Origin of the sequence: Streptomyces lacrimifluminis (assembly GCF_014646095.1) — a bacterium.
In the GTDB taxonomy this organism is placed as follows: Bacteria; Actinomycetota; Actinomycetes; order Streptomycetales; family Streptomycetaceae; genus Streptomyces; species Streptomyces lacrimifluminis.
In genome coordinates this window covers 16,151-33,106 of sequence record NZ_BMMU01000014.1, presented here as the reverse complement: position 1 = coordinate 33,106, position 16,956 = coordinate 16,151, and the positions used below count along the sequence as shown (strand labels likewise).

General features: G+C 70.1%; 15 protein-coding genes and 1 pseudogene. 10 read left to right on the top strand and 6 right to left on the bottom strand.

The window, feature by feature from the left end:
- The first annotated feature begins 181 nt into the window (after nucleotides 1-181).
- The 7 genes and pseudogenes from IEY89_RS21315 to IEY89_RS41515 all read left to right on the top strand — a co-directional run bounded on the left by IEY89_RS21315 (nucleotide 182) and on the right by IEY89_RS41515 (nucleotide 6,897).
- A complete protein-coding gene (locus IEY89_RS21315) occupies nucleotides 182-1,135 on the top strand; it encodes a HAMP domain-containing sensor histidine kinase (protein WP_189149055.1) in 954 nt (317 codons plus the stop codon).
- Complete coding sequence (locus tag IEY89_RS21310; protein WP_189149054.1) at nucleotides 1,132-1,797, top strand: response regulator; 666 nt, start codon at nucleotides 1,132-1,134, stop codon at nucleotides 1,795-1,797. Before IEY89_RS21315 ends, IEY89_RS21310 begins: the two co-directional genes overlap by 4 nt.
- Nucleotides 1,798-1,906: 109 nt before the next feature.
- Complete coding sequence (locus IEY89_RS21305; RefSeq protein ID WP_189149053.1) at nucleotides 1,907-2,317, top strand: hypothetical protein; 411 nt, start codon at nucleotides 1,907-1,909, stop codon at nucleotides 2,315-2,317.
- Between the two features lie 67 nt (nucleotides 2,318-2,384).
- The gene (gene secD / locus IEY89_RS21300; RefSeq protein WP_189149052.1) at nucleotides 2,385-4,616 is read left to right on the top strand and encodes a protein translocase subunit SecD; all 2,232 of its coding nucleotides are present in this window, start codon (nucleotides 2,385-2,387) and stop codon (nucleotides 4,614-4,616) included.
- 20 nt (nucleotides 4,617-4,636) lie between these two features.
- A pseudogene (locus IEY89_RS21295) lies at nucleotides 4,637-4,957 on the top strand (cysteine hydrolase family protein); the annotation flags it as partial.
- Nucleotides 4,958-5,154: 197 nt separating this feature from the next.
- Nucleotides 5,155-6,624, top strand: coding sequence for an MFS transporter (locus tag IEY89_RS21290; RefSeq protein ID WP_189149051.1), 1,470 nt, complete (start codon nucleotides 5,155-5,157; stop codon nucleotides 6,622-6,624).
- A 138-nt stretch (nucleotides 6,625-6,762) separates the two neighbouring features.
- Entirely contained in the window at nucleotides 6,763-6,897 is a 135-nt protein-coding gene (locus IEY89_RS41515) for a hypothetical protein (protein ID WP_268240749.1), read from the top strand.
- 10 nt (nucleotides 6,898-6,907) lie between these two features.
- Here the strand turns inward: IEY89_RS41515 and IEY89_RS21285 are convergent, their stop codons facing one another.
- The 5 genes from IEY89_RS21285 to IEY89_RS21265 form a co-directional block, all read right to left on the bottom strand.
- Complete coding sequence (locus tag IEY89_RS21285; protein WP_189149050.1) at nucleotides 6,908-7,630, bottom strand: dienelactone hydrolase family protein; 723 nt, start codon at nucleotides 7,628-7,630, stop codon at nucleotides 6,908-6,910.
- Between the two features lie 383 nt (nucleotides 7,631-8,013).
- Complete coding sequence (locus tag IEY89_RS21280) at nucleotides 8,014-8,586, bottom strand: AMIN-like domain-containing (lipo)protein (RefSeq protein ID WP_189149188.1); 573 nt, start codon at nucleotides 8,584-8,586, stop codon at nucleotides 8,014-8,016.
- A 174-nt stretch (nucleotides 8,587-8,760) separates the two neighbouring features.
- Entirely contained in the window at nucleotides 8,761-9,108 is a 348-nt protein-coding gene (locus IEY89_RS21275) for a MerR family transcriptional regulator (protein ID WP_189149049.1), read from the bottom strand.
- 19 nt (nucleotides 9,109-9,127) lie between these two features.
- The gene (locus IEY89_RS21270; RefSeq protein WP_189149187.1) at nucleotides 9,128-10,066 is read right to left on the bottom strand and encodes an aldo/keto reductase; all 939 of its coding nucleotides are present in this window, start codon (nucleotides 10,064-10,066) and stop codon (nucleotides 9,128-9,130) included.
- Nucleotides 10,067-10,434: 368 nt separating this feature from the next.
- Nucleotides 10,435-11,829, bottom strand: a complete 1,395-nt coding sequence (locus IEY89_RS21265; RefSeq protein WP_229695343.1) for a hypothetical protein — start codon at nucleotides 11,827-11,829, stop codon at nucleotides 10,435-10,437.
- Nucleotides 11,830-12,209: 380 nt separating this feature from the next.
- Between IEY89_RS21265 and IEY89_RS21260 the strand changes: the two genes are divergently transcribed.
- Complete coding sequence (locus IEY89_RS21260) at nucleotides 12,210-13,013, top strand: hypothetical protein (protein WP_189149047.1); 804 nt, start codon at nucleotides 12,210-12,212, stop codon at nucleotides 13,011-13,013.
- 460 nt (nucleotides 13,014-13,473) lie between these two features.
- Here IEY89_RS21260 and IEY89_RS21255 read toward each other — a convergent pair whose 3' ends face one another.
- A complete protein-coding gene (locus IEY89_RS21255) occupies nucleotides 13,474-14,121 on the bottom strand; it encodes a TetR/AcrR family transcriptional regulator (protein WP_189149046.1) in 648 nt (215 codons plus the stop codon).
- A gap of 181 nt (nucleotides 14,122-14,302) precedes the next feature.
- On the opposite strand from IEY89_RS21255, the gene mhpA reads away from it, so the two are divergent.
- Both mhpA and IEY89_RS21245 read left to right on the top strand, forming a co-directional pair.
- Nucleotides 14,303-15,859 (top strand): bifunctional 3-(3-hydroxy-phenyl)propionate/3-hydroxycinnamic acid hydroxylase MhpA, encoded by a 1,557-nt coding sequence (gene mhpA, locus IEY89_RS21250; RefSeq protein ID WP_189149045.1) that lies wholly within the window; start codon nucleotides 14,303-14,305, stop codon nucleotides 15,857-15,859.
- Nucleotides 15,856-16,953 carry an alpha/beta hydrolase family protein gene (locus tag IEY89_RS21245; RefSeq protein ID WP_189149044.1) on the top strand — a complete coding sequence of 366 codons (1,098 nt, stop codon included), beginning with the start codon at nucleotides 15,856-15,858 and terminating at the stop codon, nucleotides 16,951-16,953. The genes mhpA and IEY89_RS21245 overlap by 4 nt, the downstream gene beginning before the upstream one ends.
- Nucleotides 16,954-16,956 lie beyond the last annotated feature (3 nt).

Sequence of the window (16,956 nt, the reverse complement as noted above, 5' to 3'; positions counted from 1 at the left end):
ACCCATCGAGGGGGCGGGCTGGGCCCGGGAAATGGGCACTGGAGCCCATCGACGTGGGAACCGGCAGCGGGCAGCCTGGACAGCAGGCCGGTCGAGACCAGTGGCCGCAGCTCACGCTTGGCGTGCGCGGTGACCGACAGTAGAGACACAGCCGTGTCACACGGAGAAAGGCGTCATCCCGTTGTCACTGTTCTGGCGGATCTTCGCGCTCAACGCGGTAGTGCTGGGAAGCGCCACCGCGCTCCTGCTGTGGGCTCCGGTGACCGTCTCCGTGCCGGTGCTCCTGACCGAGGCGGTCATCCTCGTGGCAGGCCTGGGCGTCATGCTGGTCGCCAACGCGGCTCTGCTGCGGATCGGTCTGGCCCCGCTCGACCGGCTCACCCGGCTGATGGCCACCGTCGATCTGCTGCGTCCCGGACAACGGCTGCCTGAAGGGGGTCGCGGCGAGACCGCCGAACTGATCCGCACGTTCAACGCCATGCTCGAACGCCTCGAACACGAACGGGCGTCCAGCAGTGCCCGTGTCCTGCTCGCCCAGGAAGCGGAGCGGCGCCGTATCGCCCAGGAACTGCACGACGAGGTGGGCCAGAGCATGACCGCGATCCTGCTGGCGCTGGAGCGGGCCGCCGCCGACGCACACGAGCCTCTGCGCGGTGAACTGCGGCAGGCGCAGGAGATCACCCGGGGCAGCCTGGACGAGGTACGTCGTCTGGTGCGCCGACTGCGGCCGGGCGTGCTGGAGGACCTCGGTCTGGTCAGCGCACTGACCTCGCTGACCACGGAGTTCGCCACTCACGTCGGACTGCGTGTGGTGCGCCGCTTCGACACCGGCCTGCCGCTGCTGGACCAGCAGACGGAACTGGTGCTGTACCGCGTCGCCCAGGAAGCCCTGACCAACGCGGCGCGTCATGCCGAGGCCGGCCAGGTCGAGGTGAGCCTGCACCACGCCGGCGAGGCGGTGGTGCTGGCCGTCGTCGACGACGGCCGTGGCACCGGCGTCGCGCGTGAGGGGGCGGGAATCCGCGGAATGCGCGAGCGGGCCCTGCTGATCGGCGCCACGCTGGATGTCACCTCCCCGCCGCAGGCCGGTACGACGGTCCGGCTGACCGTGCCCCTCCTCAGGAAGCAGCCATGACCACGCCGCACACAGCAGTGATCCGCCTCCTCCTCGCCGACGACCACGCGCTGGTACGTCGCGGGGTGCGGCTGATCCTCGACCGGGAGCCGGACCTCGAAGTCGTCGCCGAGGCCGGGGACGGCGCGGAGGCCATCGAGATGGTCCGCGCCCATGAGGTCGACCTCGTGGTCATGGACATCGCCATGCCCCGGATGACCGGCCTGCAGGCCACCAGGGAACTCCTCGCGCTGAAGCCCGGAGTGCGGGTGCTGATGCTGACGATGCACGACAACGAGCAGTACTTCTTCCAGGCGCTGAAGGCCGGCGCCAGTGGGTACGTGCTGAAGTCCGTGGCGGACCGGGACCTGGTGGCGGCATGCCGCGCGGCCATGCGAGACGAGCCCTTCCTGTATCCCGGTGCGGTCACCGCGCTCATCCGCAACTATCTCGACCGGCTCCGCCACGGCGAGGAGTTGCCCGAGCAGGTACTGACCGCGCGCGAGGAGGAGGTCCTCAAACTCGTGGCGGAGGGCCACTCCTCCAAGGAGATCGCCGAGATGCTCTTCATCAGCATCAAGACCGTCCACCGGCATCGGGAGAACCTTCTGCACAAGCTCGGCATGCGTGACAGGCTGGAACTCACCCGCTACGCGATCCGCGCCGGCCTCATCGAAGCATGAGCCGGCCGACTGCCTGAGGACTCCGGCTGCCCACTCCCCGACAGGGGCTTTGAGGCATCCGGACCGCTCCGGGCAGACCGCCACCGACAGGGAAGGGGAACGGGGGGAGGTGGCCCGCTTCGCGCACGACGTTCCGCGCACCCGTGGCCAGGGTCTGGCAGCAGTGTCGGCTGCCCTGCTCGCCGTCCTCATCATCCTGCTCAGCTCGTCTGTCCTCGGCAGCGAGCACCGCCGTGTACAGAGCGGCGCGGTGTTCGTCGCCGAGGCCGTGTCGGCACAGAGCGAGCCTCACGCGGACAACGCGGACGCGGCCGTCACCACCGCTGCCGTGCGGCCTCATCGGGATGTCACGGGCGATCATCCTGCTCCGCCGGTCCTCGACCCGGGTGCGTCACGTGGCACAGCGGCCGGTCCGCTCCGGCCCGCGCAGCCTCCGTTCTCGACGGTGGGCGCACCCGCATCGGCGCAACCGGCCCACCGTCACGGGGTTCGGGCACCCCCGTCGCTCTCCGGCTTCTGAATCTCTTCCTCTCCCTTCTTGACCGCTGCCACTGTCCTGGCCGCGGTGTGCCTGCCGGAGGCCCGCTGTGAACCGATTCCCGAACATCAGAGCGCTGATCGCCCTCGCTGCCGTTGCCCTGTCCCTGTACGTTGCCCTCACCGTGCCCGTCCACCTCGGACTCGATCTGCGGGGCGGCACCCAGATCGTGCTCGAAACCCGCCCCACCAGCGCTGCCGACGCCGACGGCGAGGCCACGGACCGCACCGTGGAGGTGCTGCGCGGCCGTATCGACGCGCTCGGTGTCGCCGAACCCACCATCGCCCGCTCCGGCAGCGACCGGATCGTCGTCGAGCTGCCCGGCCTGCAGGATCCCCGGAAGGCGGCCGACGTACTGGGCCGCACCGCCCAGCTCACCTTCCACCAGGTGGTCGGAGTGGCGGCCGGAGCCGACGACATGCGCGAACCACTGCCCAAACGGCCCCGGGAGCAGGTGCTGGCCGATGAGACCGGCCAACTTCTGCGACTTCAGGCGGCTTCACTGACCGGCAAGGACGTCGAGAAGGCAGCCGCCCGCTTCGACCAGCAGGGCGGCGCCGGGTGGCACGTGACCGTCGACTTCAGGGGATCGGGTGAGAGGGGGTGGGCCCGCCTGACCGGCGAGGCCGCCTGCCATGCGGCAGGGGATCCGGCCCGCCGGGTCGCCATCGTCCTGGACGACAAGATCATCTCTTCGCCGCAGGTCGACCCGTCCGTCGCCTGCCGGTCAGGCATCGGCGGCGGCTCCACCCAGATCACCGGATCCTTCGGCGGCAGCGAGGCGAAGGAACTGGCGCTGCTCATCAAAGGTGGCGCGCTGCCGGTGCCGGTCGAGACCATCGAGCAGCGCACCGTCGGACCCACGCTGGGCGCCGAAGCCATCACGGCCAGCGCCTGGGCCGCTGTCGTCGGCACCGCTTTGACCTCGCTGTTCATCATCGCCGTCTACCGGATCATGGGCGTCCTGGCCGCCATCGCCCTGGCCTGTTACGGCCTCCTCTCCTACGCTGCCCTCGCGGCCCTCGGTGCCACCCTCACCCTGCCCGGCCTCGCCGGCTTCGTGCTGGCCATCGGCATGGCGGTCGACGCCAACGTGCTCGTCTTCGAACGCGCTCGCGAGGAGTACGCCTCCCGTCACCGGCCCACCCCGCGCTCGTCCCTGGCCGCCGGATTCCGCAGGGCCTTCAGCGCGATCGCCGACTCCAACATCACCACGCTGATAGCGGCCGGCCTGCTGTTCTTCCTCGCCTCCGGGCCCGTGCGCGGGTTCGGTGTCACGCTGGGCATCGGCGTCCTCGCCTCCATGGTCAGCGCCCTGGTCATCACCCGTGCCCTCGCCGACTACGCCGTCGCCCGCCCCTGTCTGCGCCGCCGCCCCCACCTCACCGGCATCGCCCACACCGGCACCGTCCGCGACCGCCTCACCCGCACGAATCCGAACCTGATGCGCCACCCGCGCCGGTGGCTGGCCGCCTCCGCCGCCGTGCTCGTCCTGGCCGCCTCCGGGATCGCCGTACGCGGCCTCGACTTCGGCGTCGAGTTCACCGGTGGCCGTCTCATCGAATACGCCACGGCCACCCCCGTCGATCCCGACCGGGCCCGAGGCGCACTCGCCGACGCGGGATTCCCCCGAGCCGTCGTCCAGACCTCCGGCGAGAACCGGCTCACCGTCCGCACCCATCACCTGAGCAACACCCAGGCGGCGACCGTCACCGACACCATCACCGGCCTGACACGTCAAGGCGACAAGGTCCGCGACGAAGCCATCGGGCCCAGCCTTGGCAAGGAACTGCGCCAAGGCGCCCTCATCGCTCTTCTCATCGCTCTCGGCGCCCAGCTCATCTACCTCGCGGCACGCTTCCGCTGGCTTCTGGGAACCTCCGCGGTCGCCGCCCTCTCCCACGACGTCGTGATCCTCATCGGCGTCTTCGCCTGGCTCGGCAAGCCCGTCGACGGTGTCTTCCTGGCCGCCCTGCTGACCGTCATCGGCTATTCCGTCAACGACTCCGTCGTCGTCTTCGACCGGATCAGGGAACTGGGCCGAGGCGACCACAAGGAGCCCTTCGCCCGGATCGCCAACCAGGCCCTCCTGCAGACCCTGCCCCGCACCGTCAACACCGGCATGGGAGCCGCCTTCATCCTCACCGCATTGGCCGTCCTCGGCGGCGAAACTCTGACCGACTTCGCCCTCGCCCTTCTCATCGGCCTCGTGGTGGGTACGTACTCCTCGATGTTCACAGCCACGCCCCTGGCCATCGAACTGGACAAGCAGCGCACATAGGCGGCGGTCGGTTCGTCTCCGTCCATGACGACGTCGCGCCCCGCAAGGGCGACGTCGTGGTCACCAAGAGGCGGGGGAGCGCGTTCTCGGGCAGTGACCTCGACCTGGTACTCAGGGCTCGCGATGTCGACAGCCTGGTTCTCACCGGCATCGCCACCAGCGCCGTAGTGCTGTCCACCCTGTGGCACGCCATCGACCTGGACTTCGGCCTCACCGTCCTGGCGGACGCCTGCCTCGACACCGACCCCGAGGTGCACCGGATCCTCACCGAGAAGCTGTTTCCCCAGTGGGCAGATGTCGTCGACGTCGAGGACTGGCTCAAAGCCATCGCACCGCGATAGCGGGAGGCCGTCCGGACCCTCGTGCGCGGGGCCGGACGGCATCGCCTCCCCACGTCTCGCAGCCGACGTCGCTTTCCGGACCGGCGGCCAACCGCGCCCCCGTAGGCAGCCGTGAGGAGGTCGTCCCCATCCGGCCGGAGCGTAAGGCGACAGGCTACGGGCACATGGAGGTGATTCGCTCGACGAGTAGGGAGCCCATGTCCAGTGCCACCGCTCCGGCCGGAACCGGCCGCACCATCACCAGCTCGATCCCTGCCCGACTCGACCGCCTCCCGTGGTCACGCTGGCACTGGACGATTGTCATCGGTCTCGGCACCGTCTGGATCCTCGACGGCCTAGAGGTCACGGTCGTCGGCAACATCTCCGCCCGGCTCTCGGAGCCCGGCAGCGGCCTGCCGATCACCTCGGGCCAGGTCACCGGTATCGCGGCAGCCCTGTACGTGGCCGGTGCCTGCGTAGGAGCCCTCTTCTGGGGGCGCATGACCGACCGCTTCGGCCGCAAGAAGCTGTTCATGATCACCCTGGCGGTCTATCTGGCCGCCACCGCGCTGACCGCGGTGTCCTTCTCGACCTGGTGGTTCTTCGCGCTGCGCTTCCTCACCGGCTTCGGCATCGGCGGCGAGTACGCGGCCATCAACTCCGCGATCGACGAGCTCATCCCGTCGTTCTACCGAGGCCGCGTCGACCTCATCATCAACGGCAGCTTCTGGATCGGCGCGGTCGGTGGTTCGCTGCTGTCGATCGTCGCGCTGAACACCGACCTCTTCGCGAAGGACGTGGGCTGGCGGCTGACCTTCGCGCTGGGGGTGGTCCTCGGCCTGGTCATCCTCGTCGTACGACGACACGTCCCCGAGAGTCCACGCTGGCTGCTGATCCACGGCAGGGAACGGGAGGCGGAGGAGATCGTCTCCGCCATCGAACGGAAGATCGAGGCCGAGAAGGGCGAACCGCTTCCGGAGCCCGAGAACGAGATCACCATCCAGCAGCGCAAGTCGATCGGCTTCGGCGAGATCGCCCGCACGGTCTTCGCGACCTACCGCAAGCGCAGTGTGCTCGGCTTCTCGCTCTTCATCGGCCAGGCGTTCCTCTACAACGCGATCACCTTCGGCTTCGGTGCGATCCTGACGAAGTTCTTCGACATCCCGAGCGGCAACACCGGCTACTACTTCGCCGTGATCGCGATCGGCAACTTCTTCGGCCCGCTGCTGCTCGGCAAGCTGTTCGACACGGTCGGCCGCCGGGTGATGATCTCCTCGACGTACCTGCTCTCCGGCGCGCTGCTGTTCGGGACGGCATGGCTGTTCGACCGTGGCTCGCTGACCGCGACCACGCTCACGGCCTGCTGGTGCGCGGTGCTGTTCTTCGCCTCGGCGGGCGCCTCCAGCGCCTACCTGACGGTCTCCGAGATCTTCCCGATGGAGACGCGGGCCATGTGCATCGCCTTCTTCTACGCCATCGGCACCGCCGCCGGTGGCATCACCGGCCCGCTGGTCTTCGCCGACCTCACGGCGTCCGGCGTGGTCGGGGACACCGTGCTCGCCTTCCAGATCGGCGCCGGCCTGATGTGCGCGGCCGGGATCGTCGCCGCGTTCCTCGCGGTGAACGCCGAACGCCGCTCTCTTGAGGACATCGCCAAGCCGCTGTCGGCGTTGGATCGCCCTCGGTGAACGCGAGGGAGAAGATGTCGAGCCGGCAGGGCCCGGGAAGGCCCCGGCAGACCGTCGACGGGCCCGTCTGGCTCCCCTTTCCAGGGACCTGAGAGGGAAGAGTGCCTCACGGCATGGGCCCAGTTGACGGAGTCGCTGGTGGCTGAGCGCCGCCCCGACCGGTGGGTACCGCTGGTGGCCGGTACCGCTGCGATCGGGGCGGTACATCTGCTGGCCCACATCGCCTACGCCCACCACCCGCTGCCCACTGCCTACCGTCTGCTGACGGCCTGACGGTTCGGCCTCACTTCAGGTGCCGTCCGAAGAACCGGCCCCCGTCCTCCAGCTCGAACCACGGGGTGCCGAGGTGTCCGCCCACATTGGCGTGCAGAGTCTTCTCCTTGCTGGCGAAGGTGTCGAACAGGTCCAGAGCCCGCTGCCGGGGGTTTCCTTCGTCGTCCCACTGCAGCAGGAGCAGCAGCGGAATGGTGATCTGCCGGGCTTCCTCGCGCTGCGCGCGGGGCACGTAACCCCCGGCGAAGAAGCCGGCGGCCTCGATGCGCGGCTCGACAACCGCCAGCCGAATGCCGACGGCGGTCCACCCCGAGTACCCGACCGGGCCGCCGATCTCGGGCAGCGAAAGGAGGGCGTCCAGGGTGTTCCGCCAGTCCGGGACCGCGTTCTCGACCAGCGGGCCCACGAGGGACTCGAAGATCTCGTCGACCGGCTCACCGGCCTGCATCGCCCGGCGGAGGTCGGCGCGGGCCTGCTCGTCGCCGGTGGAACGGGGCCGGTCACCGCATCCGGGGGCGTCGATGGAGGCCACGGCGTAGCCGTACGCTGCGGTTTGCCGGGCCCGGGCCACCAGCCGGGAGTCCCCTTTGGGCAGGCCGTTGTTGTGGGCCATCAGGATCAGTGGGGCCGGTGTGGGGGATTTGGGCGTCCACAGAGTGCCGGGGATCTCGCCGAGGGCGAATTCGCGTTCGAGGATGCCGTCGTCGAGGCGCTGTTCGGAAGTGAATTGCATGGTCGTGCCTTTCGGGAGTGCACAGAGACGGCGCTCCCGGACGACCTATCGCCCGACCGTGACCCCGGAGAGGAGCACCCGTGTCGATACTGCGTTCACGGGTACCACCTCCTCTTTCTCTCGCACGGCCTCCAGGAAAGTAGCAGCGGTCGCATGCGGTCCGCCAGCAGGTTTTCGCGGCAGCTCCGTGGCCGGATGCCACGGAGCCACTCTCTTGACTGGCTCAACTGGGCGCTTCTGAAGAGCCGCTCGCCGACGGGAGGGCTTTCGCCTGGGCCGAGCCCCCGTTCGGTGAGACAGTGCGCCCAGGCGATGGTGGCCCCGACGAGCTGGGCCACGAGAGACACAAGGACTGTGGCGTCCCTGCCGGGTTGGGCGAGGGTTTAGCTCGTCCAGCTGTGGGCCACGTCGACCACGACTCGGTCGTCCAACTGGATAACGCGGAACGGCAGTCGGGCGCGCACACCGAGACCGACCTGCGTCTGGCCCTCGAAGGTGCCGCCGAACCGGGTGTCGCGGAAGGTGCTGTACCCGCTGATGTTCACGCCGGGCAGGGGTTTGCCCACCTTGCCCGGGTAGGTCGGCACGCCGGCATCCAGGTCGTAGCTCCACGCGCCGATGCGGATGTCGAGAATCGCCCCGCCAGCCACCGGTATGTACTGGTCCGAGGGGTCAGCGTAGAACCGGTCCACGTACTGGACATGGAAGTCGATCTGGTCGCCGCCGGGCACGTCGAACACGATGCGGTCGTAGCACTCATGCCGTCCGGTCCTGATGTCCGTCAGGTGATCGGCCCCCGTGGCGCCACCACCCTTGGCGCCGCTGCCCCAGCCCGTCGGGCAGGCCGCCGCCGCGCGCGAGCCCTCCGCCGGGGCCGCGCCCGCGGTGCTCGCCGCCGTCCCCAGCATGGCGCCCGTGAGTATGAGCGCCGCCATTGCCGCTCTGATACCTCGCATCATGTCCCCCTTGGTTGCGCTTGGTCGCGTAACTCTGACACCGGGTAGACGGCCCGCGGTACCGGAAGGTTGTACGCCAGACGGGGCAAATGGGGAATCCTGTCATCCGCAGGGTTCCCGCGAGGACACCAGGTTCGGCGCTCGCCGAGCAACGGGGTGCGGGGCTCCCGGCGTTCAGCTGTAGTAGGCGATCTTCTCGTCGAGAACTTCCATGGCCCGGCACAGAGCCGCCACCCGCTGCTCCAGGGAGGCACGGCGCTCGCGCAGGAAGGCGACCCGGTCCTGCGGAGAGTGCTCGGCACGCAGAATGGCGACGAACTCCCGCAGGTCCGCGATGCCGAGGCCGGCCTCACGGAAGCACGTGACCAGGCCGATCCAGAAGAGGTCGTCCTCGGTGTACTGTCTGCGCCCGCCGACGGAGCGCCGGATCGGACCGATGAGCCCTTCGCGCTCGTAGTAGCGCAGCGTGTCGATGGAGACACCGGTACGGTCGGCGGCTGTTGCCGGGGTGACGGTGGTCATGGGGCTCCTTCGGCAGCTGCTACCGCGCTTCGTCGAAGCGCGCCAAGTGCTCGTCGCTGAGCCGCACGCGGCGTGCGGCGAGTGCCTCCTCGATCTGCTCCACCCGGCTCGCGCCGACGATGGGATCGATCCCCTGCCGCATCAGCCATGCCAGGACGACCTGGTTCCTCGTGGCCGAGAGCTCGCCGGCGACGTCGTCCAGGACCGCGAGCACCTGGGCGGTCCCGGGGTGATCATATGTTTGCGGAAGCGGCTTGTCCGCGCGCACGTAGGAACCCCACATCAGCGAGCTGTACGACCACACGGCGAGTCCCTCCGACCGTGCGAGGTCCAGGTCCTCGGCGGCGAGCATGCGATGGCCGGCCTCCGCGAGGGGGGTGAGCGGGCGAGGCTGGACGAGTGAGTGGCGCAGTTGCAGGGCCGTCCACGGCTCCACGCGCTGCTCCCGCGCGAGTGACCGGGCGCGCTCGACGCGCCAGGCGGCGTGGTTCGCCGCGCCGATCCGCAGCGCCACACCCTTTGTGATGAGTTCACCGAAGGCGCCGACCGTCTCCTCCAGCGGCACGGTGCGGTCCTCGGCGTGGGCCCACAGCAGATCGATGTGATCGACTCCCAGACGTCCCAGGCTTTCTTCCGCACCGGCGTGGACTGCGCGGGCGGAGAGCCCTTCGGCGCTCTGGGGCCAGGAGTGCGGGACGAGGGGGTTGTGCCGGACCTTCGTCGCGATCCGTACCGCGTCGCGCACGCCCGGGCGGGCCCGAAGCCATGCGCCGATCAGGCGCTCGCTGGCGCCGCCGACGCCACTGGGGTCGGTCCAGAAGGAGTAGCAGTTCGCGGTGTCGAGCCAGACACCGCCGCCGGTGACGAAGGAGTCGAGGATCGCGAAGGCCTGGTCGGGATCGACGCGGGTGCCGAAGTCCATTGTTCCGAGGACGATCTGCGGGTCGGTGATGTTCATGCCGCCCATGCTCGTATCTGGAGCGCGCTCCAGGTCAAGAGAGCGGTTGTGACGGGCGGTCAGGGGCCTGACGGCCCGGTCTCCGGGAGCCCGGCGCCGCGTGCGACGGACGCGCGTGACGATGCCCGCGTCGGCGGCGATCCAGGACGGCGGTCTGCCGAACAGGTCGCGCAGCGCTGCCGGACCGTGACTCCGCGCGGCTCGGCTCATGTTGCCGACGGAGTGCCGAAGCCGGTGACCACAGCGGTGCATGCCTTGCAACTGGTCACACGTAGCACGCCGACCTCGTGGCAACTGCCGTGCCCTGCCTCGCGGCGCCGAAGGCGCAGGTCGGTGACGGCCGTTGGTGACAACCAGCCCGCTTTGACTCAGGTGTGACGGTGCGTTTCGCTTGGCGGGCAAAGGAGTTGAGCGGGCTGCTGTCGGGGAGGCGGTGGGGCAGCCGGCGGAACGGTGTCCGCGTGGATCGCGCGTCGGGTGTTGAGAGCGCCGGCCAGAAGGTTTTCGTCCAGTCTCATCTCGGCGTCGCGGGTGGAGTCGTTGACGGGGATGCGGGTACGTCTGTCGATCGGCGCGGTCACGGCCGGTAGCGCGGGGCGCGCGTGGCTGCCCATCCGGGCGAGACCCGCCAGGTAGTACTCGCCGATCGCGTAGTCGCCGAGGTGCGGTGTCATGAGGGCGAGCAGCCGGGACAGTGCGGAAGGCCCGGCGTGCCGTAGCCACAGCGGGGCGCATTCGGCCTGTGAGCGGCCCGGGCGGCGGAAGGCCAGGTTGTACAGCTGGGCCGCCTGCCGGAAGGTCAGCGGGCCGGCGTCCAGCAGGGCCTCGAAGATCTCGGAGGCGTGGGCGAGGCGGGTGATGCCCACGGGCTTGGCGGCGAGGAGCGCGTCGGCGGATGCGCTGTCGTACGCCGTCACGGTGGACGGGATCCGGCGGGCCCTCGGAGACGGCGTGGAGGGGACTTCGGCGAGGAGAGCTCCGTGCGCCCGCATCGCCGCTTCGGAGATCGAGGCTGTCGTGAGGGCCGCACCAAGAGCCGGGGTGACTGTCCGGCCGCGGTGCTGGACGAGCAGCGGCAGCAGCATTGTCGGGGCCGCCCGCCAGTCGTGGCACGCCGCGCGGGCCAGGTCGGCGCCGATGTCCCGGGTGGCGGGGTCGGCGAGGAGGTGGGCCACGAGAGTGTATGTGTCGTGCTCGCGCCCCAGTCGGTACAGGGTCTGGCCCCAGATGAGCCCGAGGTCCTCCAGATGGCGCGCGGCCTCCCGGACGTCGTCGAGGAGTGCGGCGTCCAGGGAGCGCCATCGCACGGGTGGCGCTGCCCGTAGCGTCTCCAGGTGGGCGAGGAAGCGGACTGACGCGAGGCCATCGTCCGTCAGGTGGGCGGCGGTCGGGCCAAGCGCCCTGGCCAGGATGGTGCGCACGAGTGGATCGGCGAGTTCGCCGAGGGCCGCGAGGACCGAGCCGGACTGCCCGCGGTAGCCGAAGAGGCACGCGGCTCGGCGCCGTACCTCCTCGTCGGGGTCACTGAGCCGGGCCACTGCGGCGTTGACCGCCTCTGGCCAGGGCTGTTCGTGCGCCATGCTGTGGAGGAGGTCCAAGGCCTCCCGGCGTACGGAGGGAGTGTCCGCGCGGGCGAGCCGGAGCAGCCGGGCGGCGACGGGGCCGGTGCGGTCCGCTCGTATCGCCTCGAAGAGCGCGACACGGGAAGGGTGGGCGGGTGTCGTGGCGGTGCTGTCGGCCACGGCCTCGTCCGGCCACGTCATCGGGCGGGGCGGAGGCCGCCCTTCCGTGCTGGAGCTTTGATCATGGCCGATCATCCCACACGACACAGGACGACGGCTCGGGCGGCACTTCGAAAGGAGGGCTGCCCTCGGCGGCCAGAGGGTCTGTCAGTGCCGCGTGCTTCGATGGCCTGCCCAGTGCATGCGAGAGGTGCGGAGATCCCATGACGCGTACGACGCCGCCGAGGCCTCTGGAACTGGCCGAGGTGTTCCCGGAGTTGGCCAGGATGTCCAGGAACGTCACCCGGCTGCATCCGCGGGCGGGCTTGCCCACGGTTGAGGACAGTTCGGTGGGTGGCCCACTGCTGTGGCCGCAGGACGAGCCGTGGCCGATGTGCACACGGTCGCACGAGGTGTACGAGGTGGTGGAGCTGGAGGCGGTGCGCGCCGCGCATCACCTCACGGTCGCCCGGTGGTCACGGCCGGAGGATGAACCGCCCACGCCCGAGGAACAGTCGCTCCTCAGCCGGAACAAGCCGAAGAAGACCGACAGTCCACATACGGATCCGGTGCCGCTGCTGCCTGTGGCTCAGCTCTATGCCCGGGACGTTCCCGGCCTGCCCTGCCCCGACGGCGCGAACCTGCTGCAGATCTTGTGGTGCCCGTTCATGGACCACGACGACGACGTTCCGGCCGTCCACGTGCGCTGGCGCAGTGCCGACCAGGTCACCGCATTCCTTTCGCCGCCGCCGGAGCCGCCTGTCATCGAACGGGAGGACTATTGGCCCGCCCCCTGTGTCCTGCATCCGGAACAGGTGACCGAGTATCCGGCGCCCGAGCAACTGCCCGCCGCGGTGAGCGCACGCGTGGACGCGTGGCAGGAGGACACGGGCCATCACTACACCGAGTTCGCGGTGGCTCCGGGCTGGAAGGCAGGCGGCTGGGGTGTCGTCTCGTCGGATGAGGACGATGCCGCCGACCCGCCACGATGCGGATGCGGCGCGGTGACCGCGCCCCTGTTCACCGTTGGCCTCAGCGAATGGAACGAGGACGACGAGGGGGGTTGGCGCCCGCTGGAGGATGCCGATGCCGATGACCGGCGTTGCTACCCACCGGTGGGCGACCCGACCGGGATCGAGCTGGGGGACGAGGAACTGCAGATCTACTACTGCCCGGAGTCCTATGAGCACCCGCCGGTGACCGTGCGGGTGTACCGACTGCTGTAGAGCGTCAGGATCGCCATCCGTTGGCCAAAGGCGGTGTGTCGAAGAAGTGCCCCCTGGCGTGCTTCGACGTGGTGGAGCCGCAGTTCAGCGTGGCTTTCCCGGCGGGCCGGCCGGGCACGAGCCGGCCCGACGCACTGCTCCTCGTGCGCCGCCTCGCTGACAGAGTTTCAGTCACCCTTTATGGGCGTGCAGGTAGCCTTCGCGGGCGCGGAACCGGCGAGCGTCTGGCAGGTTGGGTACCCGGCCTGTGCTCTGGAAGCGCTGGGCGCAGGCCTAACGGGTCTTCGAGGTCGGCGTGCCCGTGGCGTCGTGACGCGGAGTAGGTCGGACGTCGGCGCGGGACGCAGGCGGGGATGCCTGAAGGTGAACGAGAGCTCATGCCGGGCTGGTTGGGAAGGTCATTCGCAGCCGCGTCGCCCGTCAGGGGTTGCGTGCACCTGGCTGCGCAGCGAGTTCGGGCTCAGTGGCCTTTCGGGGCGCCGAGGAGGTAGGAGGCGACCGAGGCCTGGAGGTGGCTGCGTAGGTCGGTCCAGGGCAGCGGGCGGTCGGACTCCAGGAACTCGCCCTGGGTGATGCGGTGCGAGACCGTGGCATAGATCAGGCGGTACGCGAAGTCCAGCGCGGCCTCGGGATCCGGATGGGCGACGGGCGTGGAACGCAGCGCCTCGGTGAAGTGGCGGTTGCCCTCGATGCTGACGCGGGAGCCTTCGGCGCGTACCGCTTCGTGCCGGATGCCGAGCAGCAGGAAGACGCGCAGCAGGGCCTCGTGCGCCTGGAAGCTGTCGGTGATCGCACCCACGGCCTCGGCGACCGCCACGGCTGGATCGCGCAGGGTGCGGAGCCGCTCCGCGGACATGCGTCCGGTGATCTCGGCCTGGAGGTTCTCGGTGAAGGCGCGCTGGATGGCCAGCAGGAGACCTTCCTTGTCGCCGAACCGTCGGTAGATGCTGCCGACCGCCATGCCGGCCCGCTCGGCGACGGCGGCCACAGTGAGCGCGTCCACTCCTCCCTCTTCGAGGAGTGCGTACCCGGACCGCAGGATGTCCTGCTGTGAACGGCGGCTGCGTTCCTGGAGAGCGGCGGGTCTGCCGGTGGGGGACTCGGTCACTCACGCAGTTTATCGACCGGCCTCTTGACGTCCATCGAGCCAGTATGTGAATCTCGACTCACATTAAATGTGAATCAAGCTTCACATGCGGATCGCGTCGCTGTGCACGGTCGACCCGCGTCCCTCTTGTCTTCCCGCCTCACCCCTCGCAACGGCGCGGGGCTGTTCCTGGAGGTGCCTCATGGCTCCCCTCTACGACATCGCCGTCGTCGGCTACGGGCCGACCGGTCTCACCGCCGCTTCCCTGCTCGGCCGGCTCGGCCACCGGGTGGTGGTCTGCGAGCGCTGGCCCGGCCTGTACGGGCTGCCCAGACTCACCCACATCGACGACGAGACCGCCCGGACCGTCCAGGCGGCCGGTGATGTCGACGAGGCACTGCGGGACTCGTCGATGTGCGAGTACGTGTGGGTCAACGGCAAGGGCGAGAACCTGGTGAACATCCCGGCGAACCCGGATGGCCCGATGGGGTATCCGGATCACATCTCCATGTACCAGCCGGATGTGGAGAGCGCGATCGACAGGCGGTTGCGCGGCTACGGCACGGTCGACGTCCGTCAGGGGTGGGCGGTCACCGGCCTCGACCAGGACGACGACGGAGTCCGCCTGCGCCTGCGCGGCTGGAACGCCGACGCCCTGTGCGCGGACGGACAACACGACAGCGTCCGCGCCCGCTATGTGATCGCCGCAGACGGCAGCCGCAGCGGGATCCGTGAACTGCTCGGCGTGGAGCGACGGGACTTCGGCTTCAACGAGCAGTGGGTCAACGTGGACGCCGAGTGGCTGCGCCCCCAGCCGCCGGAATTCGCGTGCGGCACCCAGTACTGCGATCCCGCGCGCGGGCACATGACCATCAACATCGGCGCGACGCGCCAGCGCTTCGAGTTCGCCCTGCTGCCGGGCGAGACCCGTGAGGAGATGACCACCCCAAAGAGCGCCTGGCGGCTCCTGCGCGAGTACCACGACCTCGGCCCGGAGGACGTGCGCATCATCCGGCAGCTGGTCTACGGCTTCGAGGCCCGCATCGCCACCCGTTGGCGGGCCGGCAGGGTCTTCTTGGCCGGGGATGCCGCCCACACCATGCCGCCGTACCTCGGCCAGGGAGCGTGCAGCGGCCTGCGCGACGCCACCAACATCGCCTGGAAGCTGCATCTCGTGCTCCGAGGCCTGGCACCCGACGCCCTCCTGGACACCTACGAGAGCGAGCGCCGCCCGCACGTCACCGCCCTCACCCACGCGGCGATCGGCCTGGGCAAGGTCGCCAACACACACGACACCGAGGCCGCCGCGGCCCGGGACGCGGCCTTCTTCGCCGGCAAGGTGCCCCCACCGCCCCCGTTCCCACCGCTGAGCGGCGGAGTGCTGCGCAAGGAAGCCGGCACGCCGGTCGGCACCCTCACCCCCCAGGGCCGGATCCGTCTGGCCGACGGCCGCACCGGACGCCTCGACGACCTGACCGGCTACGGCTTCACCCTGGTCACCGCCGGGGATCCCACCGATGCCCTGGGGCCCGAGCGCCTCGCCCGGTTGGAGCGCCTGGGCTGCGCAGTGGTCGCCCTCGACACGGTCGACGACCTCGACGGACGGCACCGGGAGTACCTCCACCTGCTCGGCGCGGTCGCGTATCTGGCGCGCCCCGACTTCGTGCTGTTCGGTACGGCGGCCGACACCGCGGGCCTGGGCGCTCTGGTGGACGACCTCGACGCCGCGCTGTCCGCAACAGTGGGTGCGGCCGTATGACGACCGGAGATCCTGGAGCGGGGGCCGGATTGCCGCCGCTGGTCGCCGCCCAGCACCGGGCCATGCCTTTCACCCGGCTCACCGACTGTGGCATGGATCCCGCCGACGCCCGACGGCTGCTCACCGACACCACCGCCGGAATCCCGTGGCCGGATGCCGCCGCGGCGATCGCCGACACACAGCTGGAGCGCGCGCGGTCGGCACAAGCCGCCGGGCACCACGCCACCGCCCGGCAGGCATACCGGTTCGCCTCCGCGGCCCTGATGTTCGCGCAGATGGCGTACCAGAACGACACCCCGGAGAAACGGGAACTGTATGCCCGGCACACCGCCGCGACCGCCGCCCTCGCACCCGGCGTCGAGCGGGTCGAGATCCCTCACCGCGACGGCGTCCTCGGCGGCTGGCTGTCCCTGCCGGCGACCGTGCCGCCCCGGGCCACCGTCCTCGTATGGGGCGGGCTGAGCGGTTGGGGGGCCGCGTATCTCGCCCTCGCCGACGCGTACACGGCGCGCGGCCTGGCCTGTCTGCTTGCCGAAGGCCCCGGCCAGGGCGAGTCACGGCTGCGCCACGGACTGTACGTCGACGAGCACGTCACCGACGGCTTCGCCCGCTTCGTCGACCTGGCCGAGGCCGATCCCCGCCTCGGCGGTGCGATCGGCGTCCAGGGCGTCAGCTTCGGCGGCCTGTTCGCCGCCCACCTGGCCGCCGCCGATCCGCGCGTCGGCGCGGTGGTCGTCAACGGTGCTCCAGCGGTGCCGGCCGTCCCGGAATTCCGTACCGCCCGCGAGCAGATGGCCGCCGTGGTCGGCAGCGACGACCTGGGCCGGGTGGCCGAGGTCATGGACAGCCTGCGCTTCGACCCGGACAAGCACCGCATCGGCTGCCCACTGCTCCTGCTGCACGGCGGTCGCGACCCCCTCGCCCGCCACGAGGACCAGGAGCCGTTCCTCCGCGCCGCCGACCCCGCCACCTCGGCGGTGCGGATCTGGCCCGACGGCGAACACACCCTGTACAACCACGCGGCCGAACGCGACGCGCTCACCGGTGACTGGTTCAGCGACGTCCTCGCCGGCCGAGCCACCCCGAAACGATAGGAA